We start from the raw sequence: 15,043 nt of genomic DNA on the forward strand, positions 1-15,043 counted from the left end.
ATTCATATTAAAGGTTGCTTTAAAACATATAAGAAATTGGTCACGAAAAATTTTTTTATCCTTAAGGATAGAGCGCTTTGTGCTGCTCCAGACTGTAGACAAAAGCCCATCGAGAAGTTCACTCTCGATGGCTTTTGTCATTTTTCTTCCTATTTTATTTTCAACATTTGGTAATATACTACCAAATTCAACATACTCTTCGAGCATAGTTGCTCTCTTAAGCTACTTGCCACGTCCAAGTAGCCAGTTTCTTTAAATTCATGGCAGCAAAAGTAAGCATCGCCTGCATGGACAATTTTTTTAGACCTCTTAAGGTTGTCCATCGCATACCATGCTTTTCTTTTGCATCGGCAAAGACACGCTCAATCGTTTCTTTGCGCTTTGCATAAATCTGTTTGATGTCATAGGAATGGCGTAAATGTTCAGCTTCCTCCACATACGACTCCCAAATATGGCGTTGAATGAGTTTTTGATGATGCTTACTTTCTGTACATTGGGAAAGGCTTGGACACTTCGCACAAATCAAAGGATTCGATTTATATTGGCGATATCCTTCCTTCGTCGTTGTCGCATACTTCAATATCTGCCCTTGTGGGCAAAGATAACAATTATAGTGCTCGTCATATGTATACTCGTGCTTTCGGAAGAATCCATCTTTCGTTTTAGGACGTGTATACGGAAGAACAGGCAACATTTGATTCTCTAACAAAAAGTTCGTAATCGCTGGTGTTTTATAGGCTGCATCTGCCGCAACGGCGATTGGTTTTTGAACATTTTGAATGACCCTTTCAACAAGTGGCTGCAATACATGGCTATCGTGCACATTTCCCGGAGTCACAATGGCACCTAAGACAAAGCCTTTTTCGTCTGTGGCTGCATGAAAGGAATATGCAAACTGCTTCGTACGTTCATCCTTCACGTAATACCCACTTTCAGGATCTGTCGTGCTTTCCTTTATTTCTTTCCATTCTTCCTTTTCAAACTTCTCCGGGGGAAAGGGCTTTTTTCCGTGTTCTTCACGATCCATATTTAACTCTAATTGAAGCTTCTCTTTATAAGCCCGTGTTTCTTTTCGCACGACCTTTTTATCATACTTCCGTTTATTCGCACTCGCTTTCACATGCGTGGAATCAATAAATAGATGGTCTGCATGGAGGAGTCCCTGATGCATAATCTCTTTTAATATACGATAGAATATCTGTTCAAATATATCGGTGTCTTGAAAGCGACGGGCATAATTTTTACCGAAGGTAGAGAAATGCGGGACTTCTGTATGGAAGCCAAATCCTAAAAACCAGCGATACGCCATATTCGTTTCAATTTCTTTGATCGTTTGACGCATGGAGCGAATGCCAAAAACATATTGAATAAACGTCATTTTAAAGAGAACAACAGGATCAATACTAGGACGCCCATTAGGTGAATAGAGATGTTCTACTAAAGGATAGATAAATGAAAAATCAATAGCAGCCTCTAGTTTTCGCACTAAATGATCGTTGGGAACTAATTGATCAATCGTTAACATTTCTAATTGTTCACGTTCATTGGTTTGATTCTTCGTCATCATGGTTGATCACCTCAAAAGTTTACTTTTCAACACCCTATGTAGATAGAGTACTTTATGTAGAAGTTGATTGGAACGAAGGGCGGCGACTCCTGCGGGAAAAGTGAAGTGACCCCTAAAAGTTAGACACGGTTATTTCGTTTAGGCAGCTTGGGTAAAATGAGTCCGGTGCAGCACCGCACCGGACTCATTTTTAATTTTGCCTTCATACGTTTCGTGTTGTAATAGTTTATATAGTTTTCAAGTTCTTTTTTTTAAATGCTCGACACTTTCAAATTCCTTTAAATAGAGAAATTCCGACTTCATGATGCCAAAGAAATTCTCCATGACAGAATTGTCGTAACAGTTGCCTTTACGCGACATACTTTGCACAATCCCTCTTGATTGAAGGGCGTGGCGATATTGTTTCATTTGATACTGCCAGCCTTGATCGGAATACATGAGGAGGTGGTGTTCTTCTGGTAACCGCTCTAAAGCCTTTTCTACCATCTCTGAAACTAACGAATATGTATCGTGGAGATGTATTGGCATTAACAGATAAAAACGGTGATATTTCCGCAGAATACACATATGATGCATGGGGAAATATTATGAGCCAAAAAGGTAATATGGCAACTATTAATCCCTATCGTTATGCAAGTTATCGATATGATGAAGATACTAAACAATACTATTTAATGGCGCGCTACTATAATCCAAATACGGGTGTGTTCTTATCATTAGATCCGATTCGTGGAGATACTATAGATCCTTTAACACTGAATGGTTATGCTTATGCAAACAATAATCCTGTGATGAATATAGATCCAAATGGTGAATGGGCTCAAATTTTAATAGGGGGAGCCATTGGGGCCATTTTAGAAGTTATAAGTTATTATGCATCTCTAATTGCAAAATACGGGAAGAAGAAATATAGATCTCATGTTAATAAATGGACTCTTGTGGGGGAATTAGGGAAAGGCTTTGCACTAGGCGCAATTGGGATTGGTCTTCCTAATCATCTAATGAAGGCTGCAAATGTTACATCTAAAATTACTTCTGCATTTTTTGCAGGTCACTTTGCAGGAATAACTTATATGCTCGCAAACATACGGAATCTAAAAAAATTAAGTGTGAGGGGGTTCACAGAAAATCAAATTTTATCACTTTTTAGAGCTGAGGCTAGCGCTGTTTGGTATATGGTGAGTAGTGAAGTAACTAGATTATATAGAAAGTATAGATGAGGTATATAATGGATGAACTTTTAAATGTAGTAATATTTTCAATTATAGGCGCGATTGTCTCATTAAGTATAGTAGTTCTATTTTTTTAAAAGAAAAAAATCATAAAGATTTTAAAGCAGTGGTTTTTACTTTTAGTCTTTTTTTATTGATTTGTTTATATCTAAGTGTCACAGGTTTGATAGATATAATAAATATAAAAAACGGCAATGTTCAATCAAGTGGAATGTGTAAAGTAGTAGAATTCAATAACGTGGGAGGGAGATTTGGAAGTGAATCTTTTTTTCAAATTATAGTTAACGATATTACAGTAGAGGCAGATCACGAGGAGTTTTCTTATTTAAAAGAAGGCAATTATAAATGTACAATTCAATATGGGGAAAATACACATAAATTAATAGATATAGAGTTCAAATAGTGCTCTAGTCTTCTTCTTAAATAACCTCCCCTGATTTAATTTTCAACAAGCAGGGTTTTGAATATCCCTGTTTGTTTTTTTATGGTCTAACATACATTACAAAGGATGAAGACCTTGAATTTAACAGTATGGTAATGAAAGACGTTATGACAGTAGCAAACGCTATTAAAAACATCTGGGTATCGACTATACAGAAATTTGGTCTATAAGAAATATGCATAGATATTGGCCCAGAATCAAAGGCAATATCTTATGTAAGAATTATGGATATGGTTCAAATCAACATCAAAAATTAACTAAATCTGCTAGAAATCAAATCAGGAAATATAGTGCAAAAATAGCAGGAAAAATAATGCTTAAATCTATTTTCATATGGCATATATAGGTATTATTGGATATTCTAACAGATATGAGTGGAGTAGGGGTCAGTCCCAGATTAAGCATTCTTGGCTTTTATTATTCAAAAGAAAATTTATCCTTTTTTTAGGTGTGTTAAAGATGTAAAATATATGTATGTTTAAAATAAACGATTGAGTTAATCGTGATATATTTTCATGAGGGGGTTAAAGTATGATGAGAGGTACGATTCAAAACAAGCGTGTAGAAATTTCACAAGAGGAAGCACAGCATTTCTTAAAAGTAGGGCAAGTAGCGCATGTTGCAACGGTTGATGAGGAAGGTTTTCCATACGTTATTCCGTTTGTCTATGTATATGAGGGAGAAGATAAACTATATTTGCATATTGGCAATATTCGAGAAAGTCATTTTTGGTCAAATATTAAACAAAATCCTAAAATCTGTATCGAAGTGAGTGAGATGGGCGATTTACATCCAGGGAAAAAATATGCCTGTCAATCTGCACTTGTGTATCAAAGCGTGGTGTTGTTTGGACAGGTCGTACGCATTGAGGAGGAGTCGAAGAAAGAATGGTTCTTTGATGCACTGCTTGAGAAGTATGGCAATCCTGCATGGACATTTGAAAAGGAAGGCTATCCAATTCTGCCTAAAATAGAGTTGTTTGAAGTACAAATAGAGAAGTTAACAGGGAAAATTAATCACGGCATGTATCACTAAATGAAGAAGCTAAAGCGTATAGTTAGCCAGCAAAGTAAAATTTAATTTTTTCCAGCCTCCAAGATTTTCGTGATGTTGGATGCAAAATATGGCTATCTGCGCATCATTCAGTCCCTTTAACTAAATTTATCTATTATTATAAGAGAATAGAAATAACAGGAGGAGGTAGCATGATGAAAGTTATAGAGGCTCATTACCCGATTATTAAACAAACCATTAAAAGAGCCCCGACATTTGTGTATAGTATACTAGATCAATTAATAGAAGGTACGGTCTATACAGACACAGAGAATTTACAAACATTATTATTTCAAACAAAATCAGGAATCTATTTTGTAGCTGGCGATTCAATTCATACGGTACTTGACGATCAGCTTGTCTGTTGTTTTCAACAGTCTATAGAGCAAAAGAAACGTTTTACCTTATTTTCTTATTCAGAACAGTGGAATATTAAAATTGAACAACTGCTACATGATCAACTTCGAAAATTAGAGCGCTATACCTTTACTTTCGATGAAGGTTTGTATGATTCTAGAGAGGAGCGGGAAGTACCCAATTTTGAGGTTATGCCTATTACTCATCATCATATAAAAAATGCACAGGAGTTTACCTATGCTTACTACGATGAATATTGGGATTCAACAGTTAATTTCCTTGAAAATGGTTTTGGCTATTGCTTAGTGCAGCAAGAGCAAACTTGGTTTTACGACTCCGCAAAAATATGCTATTTATACAAAAAAGTAGCCCACGCTGTTTGCAAAAACATCGTGAGCGTCATTGTTAAAAAAATCGATGACGTAATTCGAAAACGCGATAAAACAAACGGGCATCTCTAGCCATTTTATGATTTGCATTCATATGGGGGCGGAGGCATTGTTGAAACAATTCATCACAGAACTTTGTGCTACCATGGCGTGCATAGCATTCATCATGCAATTTACAGCAACTATCCACAGCATTCGTAGGCTCACCTGGTCCTGAGCAACCAGGTCCACAGTATCGATAACCAGGATAACAAAAACCGAGCTTGCGATTTCTATTCATCTGTTAAACCTCTCTTTACGATGTTTTTATTATAAAATATGAAACATTTTTTTGAAGAAGCGGATGAAAAACTATAAGACTATTTTTGATTTGTAAGGTTCCTGTAAGCTTAAAAAAAAATAGCTGTAAGGATGGGGAGTTATGCTAGCTATAGCATAAAAGATAAGGAGTTAATTCAACATGAATCCATCTGTTACACAAAAGGAACGTATCGTTTCCTTAGACATTATTCGAGGATTAGCGTTATTCGGTATTTTATTTATTAATGTAGGTGCCTATGTGGTCATCATAGAGGGAGGACCCATGCCTGATATGAGCGGTATCAATAGCGTGATTAATTCACTTATTGATATTTTCATTGAAAAGAAATTTTTCTCTATTTTTTCATTTCTGTTTGGCGTTGGTTTTTATATTTTTGCTTCACGTGCAGAAGCTCGTGGGGATAGTCCAAGAAAGCGTTTTGCTAGACGTTTATTTGCGCTATTATTGATTGGCATTATTCATATTTTTCTATTTTGGGGTTCTATCTTAGCCATTTACGCAGTGATTGGATTTTTATTGCTACCATTTTACTCTGCAAAGATTTCAACCATCTGTAAATGGTTATTTACCCTAATCTCACTTCATATTCTTGCTATATTAGGTCAAATGTATATGCCGAATAATGCTGTTTTATCAGCTATTTATGGCTTATTAGGCACTGATGCCTTAGCGATTTTTATCATGTTTTTAAGTGGTTTTTTAGTAGCAAAAGCTGGTTGGATTGGTCATATTGGTGAGCATGCTCAAAAAATAAAAAGGGTGCTTTATGGTACATGTCCATTCTTTATTGGATTTGCTCTATGGATTTGGTTCGCATCACAAGCAGATGACCAACAGCTCCAATCAATTATTGGCTTAGGAGTTGTGCCAACAACCTATTTTTATTTAAGTTGTTTATTTTTACTATTAGAAAATAAACAAATAGCGAAGCTGCTTCAACCAATTGGACGTGTAGGACAAATGGCGTTTACAAACTATTTGATGCAAAGCTTCATTGGGACGGCTATCATTTCGTTAATGGGCTTACAAGTTGTTTCACCATCAGAAATAGTAATCATTGCAAGCATTACTTTTATCATTCAAATTATCTTTAGTGTGATTTGGTTTAAATTCTTTTCAATTGGACCATTCGAAAAGCTATGGCGATTTATGACTTATGGCAAAAAAACTGTGACAAAGCAATCATAAAACTCTGGAAATCCCAAACATACATACTGTTTGGGATTTTTTTGCTAAAATTAATTGTATGTTTTTGTAAAAGTGAAACCTATCATGATAGACAATCGTAAACTAGAGAACAGAAATAAAGGAGCGTTTATAATATGGCAAAGCAAATGAAAAAATATATGGCTGTGACCACGGCATCTTTTATGGCTGTCCAATTAGCAGCATGTGGCAATAGCGAAACACAGACAGTAGCTTCTTCTACGTCTACCCTAGTAACGGAAGATCAAGGTCAAGGAAACACAAATGAAGAGATAGTAAGTGTTTATAATAGTGAAATGGCAGATGCCTGTGATGAATGGCAAGAAGGGGACGATGGCTCCTATGAATGCCTTGATGAAAATTCTCCTTACTATGCACAGCATTTCTTTAATGGGCTTATGTATGCAACTGCTGGAGCAATGATTGGAAGTGCTATTTATAAAAGTCGTAATTTAAAAAATGGCACAGATCGAAATGAGCAAAATGGTGGCGGTTCTGCAGTGCCGCGATCGACACAAAGTGGTAATGCAAATAATAAATCTACAAATGGTATTACAAACAGTTCACAAAATAAGGCTGGTACAACTTCAAATGGTTCAAATACTTATTCGAGTGGACAACGCTCTTATTCAACAGACAGTTCATCAAAAAGCACGAACTCCTACACTAATAGCTCCTCCTCCAGCACAGGAAAATCTGGTTTTGGTTCAGGTGGAGCATCCCGTGGCGGCTCGTCCTCCTCATAAAGTGTGGAAAGGGAGCAAATAACATGATGAATCATACACAACAACGGCAAGCGTTCTATTCAAAATTCCCAGACTTTTTTCCTGACTTTGAGGATTTAGAGTATGCGCTATATGATGTCTTAGAATTGCCAAAGCAGCAGATCAATCAACTTCACTACGCAACACAAATACTTTGGCGCATCTTTTTAAAAGTAGGGAAACAATTTAAGCATTTGTCGATTGATCAACTTTTAGCTTTAGGGATTCGCCCTGAAATGATACCGTATATTCAACTAGACTATTTACAACAGCAATCTGTTTTGGCGCGATTTGACTTTGTTTGTACAGAGGAGGGCCACATTAAATGTCTAGAGTTGAATGGAGAAACACCGTTCCTTGTACAAGAAACCTTCGAGATAAATGAGGCACTTTGTCAGCATCTTGGCTATAACAATCCAAATGATATAATAGCTTTACAAAAAACATTGTCAGGTGCGCTTTTTGCTGCCATGCAATATTTACATAATGTTAAAAAGCCAAAGGTTGTCATCACGGGTAAAGCAGCCAAAGAGGATTATGAGGAGTATTGCCAGGTACAGTTTATTAAGCGCTGTATTCCTTTTGATATTGAGTATGTACCTATCCAGGATCTCATCATATTTACTAGTGATACATCACATATAGTACAAGGTCTTTATACACCTGCAATGGAGAAAATCGATATATTATTTCGACCTGCACATCCTGTAGAGTTTTTAATGGATGATGTAGCATCAGATGGTGATCGCATTGGGCTGCATTTGTTAGAACTTGTCAAAAAACGACAGTTAGCTATCATTAATCCGCCTGCTGCTTATGTATTACAATCGAAAATCTTATTGTGGTTAATATGGGAGCGGAGAAACGATCCTTTACTCTTTACCGCTGAGGAACGGGTAGCTATTCAGCAATATATGCTACCAACCTATCTTTCAGCTGAGCCGTTTATTCGTAATAATCTTCCTTATGTGAAGAAGCCTGTTTATTCTCGGGAAGGAAATACAGTAGAAATTTTCGCAGCAAGTGGGCAGAAAATAAATGCCTCCACATCCACACATTATGATGATAATTTGTTTATTTTCCAACAGTATGTGGAGATGCCTAGCATGACAATTCAATTAAAAGAAGGATATCAGACTAAAAAATGGCTAATAGGTTCATTTGTTGCTGACAATCGAGCATGTGGTTTAAGCTGTCGTGTCGGTAATCAAATAACAGAATGGGATTCACATTGGCTAGCTGTGGGTTATAGGGATTAACAAATCTAATTTTGTAGAAGTGGCGGGACTATTAATAGTCTCGCCAATCGTTTAGTCCTTATTCATTCCAGCCTTTACAGACATCAATCCATTCTTTATAGGGGGCATACGTTTCGAGTTCTGAAATCGTTACCTCAATGGCAGAATTGCTGCTACCACATGCAGGAAAAACAGTGGTAAAACGTTTCAGAGATTCATCTAAATAAATGGCTACACCTTCGTTCACACCAAAAGGGCAAACACCTCCGACATCATGACCAATCATCGTCTCCACATCGTCCTTGGATAACATCTTTGCCTTTGTACCAAACATTGCTTTATATTTTGCATTATCGATTTTAGCATCCCCTGCAGCAACAATTAATACCGCACCATCATTCACAAGAAAAGATAATGATTTTGCGATGCGTTCGGGCTCACAGCCAAGGGCCTGCGCTGCTAATTCAACAGTCGCTGAACTTTCTTCCAGCTCTTGTATTTTGTGCTCAACATGCCATTTTGCTAAATGACTACGTACTTTTTCAATCGCCATATGTACATTCCTCCTACTTTTATCAATGACGCCTCGTCATAATGGTGTCCTGATTCATTCGAGCTTGTTCTTCAAAAGCGCCTCTCCCTTTAAAGAGGGACTTTTCCGTTTTTTTTGTAAAAACAAAAGAAGTCGTTAAATCAAGATAAATTTAATTTTAGCATAATTTTCAGAATATATAGTTGTGAATGCTCTATCTTTCAAGTATGCTAACTATAGGGAGTGTAAAATTACACTAAAAGGGGGTTCCAATGTTAAAGTTTATACAAATCGTATCTGTGTTGATTGGTTTATCAGTAGTGACATTAATGGTTGCATTGATTATCACACTGAATGGCAGCATTCATTTGATACAGTTAGTTTGGACAGTACCCGTTTGTTTATTTGTCCTGTTTATTTGTAGTGTATTTAAATGGACCAACACCAAAAGACGAAGAGGATGGTTATTTGGAGTAATGGGTATTGCCTTATTAATAGCTTCCATCAAACCAATCCAACATTATTATAAAATGAGTATTCCTACTGTTGATGCGGAAATTGATGTATCTGCCTATCAGCCATTTACGCTGGGCAATAAAGTGATAAAGCCTGACACAAAAGCATCCTTACAATTGACCGAGTCATTACCAAGATTAGATGGTGCAACAGCCATGTATCCTTTGTATGCGGCTTTTGTAGAGGCTACTTATCCCAAAGGTGACTATCAGCCAGATACTAGTAGAGTTCAAGTAAGCCGAACACCTGAAGCCTATCAAAATTTAATAGCAGGAGATGTGGATCTTATCTTTGCAGCAGCACCGTCCACCTCACAAGAGTGGCAAGCAGAAAAGGAAGGTCTTACATTTGACATGACACCAATTGGACGTGAAGCATTTGTCTTCTTCGTGCATCATAAAAACAGTGTGGATAATGTCACGCTTGAGCAGGTGAAGAAAATATACGCTGGTGAAATAACCAATTGGCATGAGGTCGGTGGGGAGAATGAGCCAATCCGTGCTTTTCAACGCCCAGCAGATAGTGGAAGTCAAACAACATTAGAAAAATTGATGGGCAATACGCCAATTATGGCGGCGCCTTCTGAAGATATTGTGTCGGGAATGGGAGGAATCATTCGTGAAGTATCACAATATCGAAATTATAAAAACGCAATGGGCTTTACGTTTAGATATTATTCTACAGAGATGGTCGGTAATCAAAAAATCAAATTACTATCCATTGACGGAGTAGCCCCAACAAAAGAAACGATTCAAAATGATACATATCCTTTAGTTGCTGAATTTTATGCCATCACAGCCGGAACAGAAAATCAAAATACGCAGAAACTTATTGAATGGATACTTTCTGAGGAAGGGCAAGCGATGGTTGAAAGGGTCGGCTATGTACCAGTGGAAAATTATTAAAAGGTTTGCTATACTAAGAGCAACAATCGAATGAAAAGTTTTCTAGGGTTCCGTAGCTTTTGCTAGTCTGGTCCGAGAGAAAACCACAAATTAATTTTGTGACACGGAAGGATAAAAGCCTGGGAGATACTGTTTAATGACAGTTTCTTCAGGCTTTTTTGTTTGGCTAAAATCATGTTATTTGGCGAAAGCTGAGGAAGGTGCTTTATCAATCAGTTAATCGACCGTGTCTCATAAAATGGAGGGATTTAGGATGAATAAACAGTGGATCAGTGTCATTATAGCGGCTTGCTTTGAAGTAGGCTGGGTCATTGGTTTAAAGCATGCAACGAGTGTGCTGGAATGGATTGGGACAGTTATTGCTATTTTTATTAGTTTTTATTTACTTATAAAAGTGGGGGAGCATTTACCTGTTGGTACGGTATACGCTGTCTTTGTTGGATTAGGGACAGCGGGGACTGTTTGTGCGGATAGCTTGTTGTTTGGGGAGCCGTGGAAATTAGCCAAAATAATATGTATTGTTGTTTTACTTGCAGGAGTTGTGGGCTTAAAGCTTGTAACGGGAGAGCCGAAGGAACAAGAGGTGAATGAATAATGGTATGGATGGCATTAGTTATGGCAGGGTTATGTGAGATGATGGGCGTATATATGATTAGTAAATATAATAAAACAAAGACTATAAAAAATTTAGGGCTGCTGATTTTTGCATTTACCTTAAGTTTTGCGGGTCTTGCTTATGCGATGGAAACATTACCAATGGGTACTGCCTATGCTATTTGGACAGGAATTGGAGCAGCTGGGGGAGCACTACTGGGTATGTTATTTTTTAATGAGTCAAAGGACTGGAGACGAATGGTTTGCATTGTGCTTGTTTTAGGAGCAGCCATTATGTTGAAGCTATTGTCTTAAGAAAAACAAAACGATCTATAGAATTTTTATGAAAGGTGAAAATGGATTTCCGTTGCAGGCTACTTGCTTTCCTGTGGGCGAGCGCCGAGCCGCTTCCTCCACTGCCGCTCGTCTGTCTCGCTATCCCACGGGAGTCAAGTAGCCTTCCACTCCAATCCATAAAAATGTTTCTTTTGAGCAAAGGCAAATAAAGTGAAAGTATTCACTACTCTTTATGGAGGGATGTTGTCACTCAGCACTTCTTCACGTTGAAAATAAGGAGCTATCCTTTCTCTCATCGTACAAATAAGGAGCTATTTTGATTGTTACGGCTCGTATGAAAGAGAAGGAAAAGGCACTTTTGCCAAATGGTTGATTGGAGTGGAGCCAGCGTCACTCCTAGGGGATTTAGCGTCACAGCTGAGACCCTGGAGCGAACGGAAGTGAGTGAAGCGGCTCAGCGGACGCCCCTGGAAAGGACGCTGGCGGAACGGAAATCAACCTCTCGCTAAAAGTTCTTTTTCTGCTATTGGCATGATCTTATTTCAACAACATGAAAAAATGCACTTCCCTTTGTAAAAGCGGAAGTGCATTTTTTATATTATTTTTTTACGTCTTTTGTCCATTCTGCTACTTTATCTGGATTAGCTTCCACCCATTCTTTTGCAGCCTCTTTTGGATCTTTGCCATCCATTACTTCAAGCATGACACTTTCTAAATCCTCTGCAGTCCAGTGGAAGTTATCAAGCACCGAGTATACATCTGGTAAATCTTCTTTTAAGCCTTTACGAGCGAATGTATTAATTGTTTCTTCGCCACCATATACACCTTTTGGATCTTCTAAGTATTTAAGATCATATTTTGCAAATTTCCAGTGTGGTGACCAACCAGTTACAATGATTTCTTCTTTATTTTTTAACGCTTTTGCCAATGAAGTTGTCATGGCACCAGAAGAAGATGTAATAAAGTTCCAATCTGCTAAATTATCATATTCTCCTAAAGCTTTTTCTGTAGCAGCAGTAATACCAGCACCAGGCTCGATACCTGTAATAGTATGATCAGCTTCATTTGTTAAATCTTCAATAGAATTTACATTCATATAACTTGGGACAACTAAGCCAATTTTTGCACCAGCAAGGTTTTCGCCAAGCTCATCTAAATTAGCTTTATATTTCTCATATTGTGAGGCGTGTGTATGTGGTAACCATGCCGCTACCATTCCATCAGCCTCTCCTTTCGAAACAGCCTCCCACATAATCGCATTATCCAAAGGAGTTAATGCTACATCATAGCCTAAATCTTCGAGTACTTGCCCCACGACATTCGTTGAGGCGATTTCTGTATCCCATTCAACATAGGCTAAGTTGACCTCCTTAGAATCACTGTTTTTACCAGAGCTTGACCCTGTGTCGCCTCCACTACATGCAGCAAGCATGAGGCCTAGACCTAGAGCCATTCCTAACTTAGATAGTGTTTTCAGTTTCATCGAATCTCCCTTTCTATTCATCGTTTTGTATCAAACTGCCGACACCTATCGCTTGATGGCTGCAGGCGAGAAAGATTAACTATATTCTATAAAGCTTTCTTTTTATTGAAGCTTTGTGTTAAACGGTCAATGATAATCGCAAAAATAACTAAGCCTAAGCCTGCAACGAAGCCATTCCCAACTTGTGTACGCTGTAAGGCTGTTAATACTTCACGTCCTAGACCTGGAGCCCCAATCATAGAGGCGATAACTACCATAGAAAGTGATAGCATAACGGTTTGGTTAATTCCTGCCATAATCGTTGATTTCGCAAGAGGAATTTCTACTTTAAATAGTTTTTGACTAGCCTTACTACCATAAGAGTCTGCGGCTTCTACTAATTCCTTTGGTACCTGACGAATACCTAGGTTTGTCATACGTACAGTTGGGGGTAAAGCAAAAATAACAGAAGCAAAGACACCAGGCACAATCCCGATACCGAAGAAGGCAACTGCTGGGATTAGGTACACAAAGCCAGGCATTGTTTGCATGAAATCGAGTATTGGTTTAATAATGTTTTCAGCTATTGTTGATTTGGACATTAGAATACCAAGTGGAATACCGATGATGATGGATATAATACTTGAAAAGATTACAAGCGTGGTTGTCTCCATAAGGTGAGTCCATAATCCTTGGTTATAGATAAACAGCAAGCCTATTAATGAAAATGCGGCAAGCCCGAATTTTTTACCAGCTACAAAGAAGGCAAATATCACGACAAGTAATATAAGAATAATGGCTGGGATACTAATTAGTAAATCAGTGACCTGATTCATGAGTAGTTTTCCAAATTGTTGAATCGTGTTAAAGAACCCTGAAAAATTACTCGTCAACCAGTCCATAGCTGATTCAACCCACGTAGCTAGTGGAATTGTTGGAATATTATCTAAAAAATTATTCATGTGCTTCGGCCTCCTCATCGCTCGTTGACAGTGCTTGGATGACAACGCCTCTAATCAGAACACCCAGTAAGCGGTCATCTTTGACAACTGCAATAGGAGTAGGTGAATTATAGATCATTCCTAAAATATCCTGTAAAAGCATATCTGGCGGAACAGTTAACACCTCTGATTGCACAATAGAATGGACTGTTTGTTCATGCTTTTTAGCTGCAGCCAGTGCATCATCAGCTGTAATAAAGCCTTTTAAATGTCTATTTTTATCAACAGCCATTAATAAACTGACAGCCTCTTGACGCATACGTTTAAGCGCTACTTTAGGACCGTCAAGGTCTACATTGACATAAACAGGACGCACCATAACGTTTTCTGCTGTTAATACTTTCGAACGGTCCACATCTTCCACGAATGTTTTGACATAGTCATTGGCTGGATTGGTTAATATTTCTTCTCCTGTACCAATCTGAATGATTGAACCATCCTTCATAATGGCGATGCGATCCCCAATACGTAATGCTTCATTTAAATCATGTGTAATGAATAAAATAGTTTTCTTCAATTTTTGTTGTAGATCAAGTAGCTCATCTTGCATTTCTTTACGGATCAATGGATCCAGTGCAGAAAAAGCTTCATCCATTAATAGTATTTCAGGATCGTTGGCAAGGGCACGTGCTAACCCAACACGTTGCTGCATACCACCTGATAATTGACTTGGGTATTGATCTTTGTATGCGAGTAATCCAGCATTTTCGAGAGCCTGTTCCGCTTTTGCTTGGCGTTCTTGCTTTGAAATACCTCGAACTTCAAGGCCATATTCGGTATTTTGAAGTAATGTGCGATGGGGGAATAAACCGAAGTTTTGAAAAACCATACTCATTTTATTTCTTCTGACAGTCCGTAGACTTTCTTTTCCCATAGTAGAAATATTTTCTCCATCGATATATATATTTCCGCTCGTTGGTTCAATAAGGCGGTTTAAGAGCCGTATAAGTGTTGATTTACCACTTCCTGACAGTCCCATGATCACGAAGATTTCTCCTTCGTTGACCGTAAAGCTTGCATCGTATACACCAACAGTCGCACCTGTTTCTTTTAAGATATCAGTTTTACTTTTTTGCTGTTTAACGAGTTCTAGTGCTTGGGGAATATGTTTACCAAACACTTTTGATACGTGTTCTATTTTAATTTTTTCCATAGAAGCACTCCTT

15 protein-coding genes, 1 pseudogene and 1 riboswitch are annotated in these 15,043 nt (G+C 37.8%); of the genes and pseudogenes, 9 read left to right on the plus strand and 7 right to left on the minus strand.

What is annotated here, in order from left to right; all coding sequences use genetic code 11:
* Positions 1-217 precede the first annotated feature (217 nt).
* Complete coding sequence (locus MKY46_RS06390) at positions 218-1,567, minus strand: IS1182-like element ISBsp5 family transposase (RefSeq protein ID WP_340833840.1); 1,350 nt, start codon at positions 1,565-1,567, stop codon at positions 218-220.
* A 138-nt stretch (positions 1,568-1,705) separates the two neighbouring features.
* A pseudogene (locus tag MKY46_RS06395) lies at positions 1,706-2,080 on the minus strand (transposase); the annotation flags it as partial.
* A gap of 8 nt (positions 2,081-2,088) precedes the next feature.
* On the opposite strand from MKY46_RS06395, the gene MKY46_RS06400 reads away from it, so the two are divergent.
* The 3 genes from MKY46_RS06400 to MKY46_RS06410 all read left to right on the plus strand — a co-directional run bounded on the left by MKY46_RS06400 (position 2,089) and on the right by MKY46_RS06410 (position 5,112).
* Positions 2,089-2,787 carry an RHS repeat-associated core domain-containing protein gene (locus tag MKY46_RS06400; RefSeq protein WP_340833842.1) on the plus strand — a complete coding sequence of 233 codons (699 nt, stop codon included), beginning with the start codon at positions 2,089-2,091 and terminating at the stop codon, positions 2,785-2,787.
* A 985-nt stretch (positions 2,788-3,772) separates the two neighbouring features.
* Positions 3,773-4,276, plus strand: coding sequence for a pyridoxamine 5'-phosphate oxidase family protein (locus MKY46_RS06405; protein WP_230593960.1), 504 nt, complete (start codon positions 3,773-3,775; stop codon positions 4,274-4,276).
* A gap of 170 nt (positions 4,277-4,446) precedes the next feature.
* Entirely contained in the window at positions 4,447-5,112 is a 666-nt protein-coding gene (locus MKY46_RS06410; protein ID WP_340833843.1) for a GNAT family N-acetyltransferase, read from the plus strand.
* Here MKY46_RS06410 and MKY46_RS06415 read toward each other — a convergent pair.
* A complete protein-coding gene (locus MKY46_RS06415; RefSeq protein WP_082673680.1) occupies positions 5,057-5,320 on the minus strand; it encodes a Parvovirus coat protein VP1-like protein in 264 nt (87 codons plus the stop codon). The two genes, MKY46_RS06410 and MKY46_RS06415, sit on opposite strands and share 56 nt — an antisense overlap.
* Before the next feature lie 180 nt (positions 5,321-5,500).
* Here MKY46_RS06415 and MKY46_RS06420 point away from each other — a divergent pair, with 180 nt between their 5' ends.
* From MKY46_RS06420 to MKY46_RS06430, 3 genes are all read left to right on the plus strand, one after another.
* A complete protein-coding gene (locus MKY46_RS06420; RefSeq protein WP_340833845.1) occupies positions 5,501-6,550 on the plus strand; it encodes a DUF418 domain-containing protein in 1,050 nt (349 codons plus the stop codon).
* A 134-nt stretch (positions 6,551-6,684) separates the two neighbouring features.
* Positions 6,685-7,314 carry a hypothetical protein gene (locus tag MKY46_RS06425; protein ID WP_340833846.1) on the plus strand — a complete coding sequence of 210 codons (630 nt, stop codon included), beginning with the start codon at positions 6,685-6,687 and terminating at the stop codon, positions 7,312-7,314.
* A 23-nt stretch (positions 7,315-7,337) separates the two neighbouring features.
* Complete coding sequence (locus tag MKY46_RS06430) at positions 7,338-8,591, plus strand: glutathionylspermidine synthase family protein (RefSeq protein WP_340833847.1); 1,254 nt, start codon at positions 7,338-7,340, stop codon at positions 8,589-8,591.
* 58 nt (positions 8,592-8,649) lie between these two features.
* Here the strand turns inward: MKY46_RS06430 and MKY46_RS06435 are convergent, their stop codons facing one another.
* On the minus strand, positions 8,650-9,123 hold the full coding sequence (locus MKY46_RS06435) for a YbaK/EbsC family protein (RefSeq protein WP_058843284.1): 474 nt from the start codon (positions 9,121-9,123) through the stop codon (positions 8,650-8,652).
* A gap of 251 nt (positions 9,124-9,374) precedes the next feature.
* Here MKY46_RS06435 and MKY46_RS06440 point away from each other — a divergent pair, with 251 nt between their 5' ends.
* From MKY46_RS06440 to MKY46_RS06450, 3 genes are all read left to right on the plus strand, one after another.
* Positions 9,375-10,523, plus strand: a complete 1,149-nt coding sequence (locus tag MKY46_RS06440) for a PstS family phosphate ABC transporter substrate-binding protein (protein ID WP_340833849.1) — start codon at positions 9,375-9,377, stop codon at positions 10,521-10,523.
* Between the two features lie 31 nt (positions 10,524-10,554).
* Positions 10,555-10,651: riboswitch (guanidine-I (ykkC/yxkD leader) on the plus strand.
* Between the two features lie 125 nt (positions 10,652-10,776).
* Positions 10,777-11,118 (plus strand): DMT family transporter, encoded by a 342-nt coding sequence (locus MKY46_RS06445; RefSeq protein ID WP_340833850.1) that lies wholly within the window; start codon positions 10,777-10,779, stop codon positions 11,116-11,118.
* Positions 11,118-11,432: a DMT family transporter gene (locus MKY46_RS06450; protein WP_330493496.1), complete on the plus strand. Its 315-nt coding sequence runs from the start codon at positions 11,118-11,120 to the stop codon at positions 11,430-11,432. The genes MKY46_RS06445 and MKY46_RS06450 overlap by 1 nt, the downstream gene beginning before the upstream one ends.
* A 580-nt stretch (positions 11,433-12,012) precedes the next feature.
* Here the strand turns inward: MKY46_RS06450 and MKY46_RS06455 are convergent.
* The 3 genes from MKY46_RS06455 to MKY46_RS06465 all read right to left on the minus strand — a co-directional run bounded on the left by MKY46_RS06455 (position 12,013) and on the right by MKY46_RS06465 (position 15,030).
* A complete protein-coding gene (locus tag MKY46_RS06455; protein WP_036127748.1) occupies positions 12,013-12,897 on the minus strand; it encodes a glycine betaine ABC transporter substrate-binding protein in 885 nt (294 codons plus the stop codon).
* 86 nt (positions 12,898-12,983) lie between these two features.
* Positions 12,984-13,838 carry an ABC transporter permease gene (locus MKY46_RS06460; protein WP_249645953.1) on the minus strand — a complete coding sequence of 285 codons (855 nt, stop codon included), beginning with the start codon at positions 13,836-13,838 and terminating at the stop codon, positions 12,984-12,986.
* Positions 13,831-15,030 carry a quaternary amine ABC transporter ATP-binding protein gene (locus MKY46_RS06465; protein WP_036127743.1) on the minus strand — a complete coding sequence of 400 codons (1,200 nt, stop codon included), beginning with the start codon at positions 15,028-15,030 and terminating at the stop codon, positions 13,831-13,833. The genes MKY46_RS06460 and MKY46_RS06465 overlap by 8 nt, the downstream gene beginning before the upstream one ends.
* Positions 15,031-15,043 lie beyond the last annotated feature (13 nt).

It is taken from the genome of Lysinibacillus sp. FSL M8-0355 (assembly GCF_038008985.1).
In the GTDB taxonomy this organism is placed as follows: domain Bacteria; phylum Bacillota; class Bacilli; order Bacillales_A; family Planococcaceae; genus Lysinibacillus; species Lysinibacillus fusiformis_D.

What these genes read in the sequence shown, in the direction of transcription:
- MKY46_RS06390 (WP_340833840.1), bottom strand. Translation starts at nt 1,567, where the DNA reads ATGATGACGAAGAATCAAACCAATGAACGTGAACAATTAGAAATGTTA.
- MKY46_RS06405 (WP_230593960.1), top strand. Translation starts at nt 3,773, where the DNA reads ATGATGAGAGGTACGATTCAAAACAAGCGTGTAGAAATTTCACAAGAG.
- MKY46_RS06410 (WP_340833843.1), top strand. Translation starts at nt 4,447, where the DNA reads ATGATGAAAGTTATAGAGGCTCATTACCCGATTATTAAACAAACCATT.
- MKY46_RS06415 (WP_082673680.1), bottom strand. Translation starts at nt 5,320, where the DNA reads ATGAATAGAAATCGCAAGCTCGGTTTTTGTTATCCTGGTTATCGATAC.
- MKY46_RS06420 (WP_340833845.1), top strand. Translation starts at nt 5,501, where the DNA reads ATGAATCCATCTGTTACACAAAAGGAACGTATCGTTTCCTTAGACATT.
- MKY46_RS06425 (WP_340833846.1), top strand. Translation starts at nt 6,685, where the DNA reads ATGGCAAAGCAAATGAAAAAATATATGGCTGTGACCACGGCATCTTTT.
- MKY46_RS06430 (WP_340833847.1), top strand. Translation starts at nt 7,338, where the DNA reads ATGATGAATCATACACAACAACGGCAAGCGTTCTATTCAAAATTCCCA.
- MKY46_RS06435 (WP_058843284.1), bottom strand. Translation starts at nt 9,123, where the DNA reads ATGGCGATTGAAAAAGTACGTAGTCATTTAGCAAAATGGCATGTTGAG.
- MKY46_RS06440 (WP_340833849.1), top strand. Translation starts at nt 9,375, where the DNA reads ATGTTAAAGTTTATACAAATCGTATCTGTGTTGATTGGTTTATCAGTA.
- MKY46_RS06445 (WP_340833850.1), top strand. Translation starts at nt 10,777, where the DNA reads ATGAATAAACAGTGGATCAGTGTCATTATAGCGGCTTGCTTTGAAGTA.
- MKY46_RS06450 (WP_330493496.1), top strand. Translation starts at nt 11,118, where the DNA reads ATGGTATGGATGGCATTAGTTATGGCAGGGTTATGTGAGATGATGGGC.
- MKY46_RS06455 (WP_036127748.1), bottom strand. Translation starts at nt 12,897, where the DNA reads ATGAAACTGAAAACACTATCTAAGTTAGGAATGGCTCTAGGTCTAGGC.
- MKY46_RS06460 (WP_249645953.1), bottom strand. Translation starts at nt 13,838, where the DNA reads ATGAATAATTTTTTAGATAATATTCCAACAATTCCACTAGCTACGTGG.
- MKY46_RS06465 (WP_036127743.1), bottom strand. Translation starts at nt 15,030, where the DNA reads ATGGAAAAAATTAAAATAGAACACGTATCAAAAGTGTTTGGTAAACAT.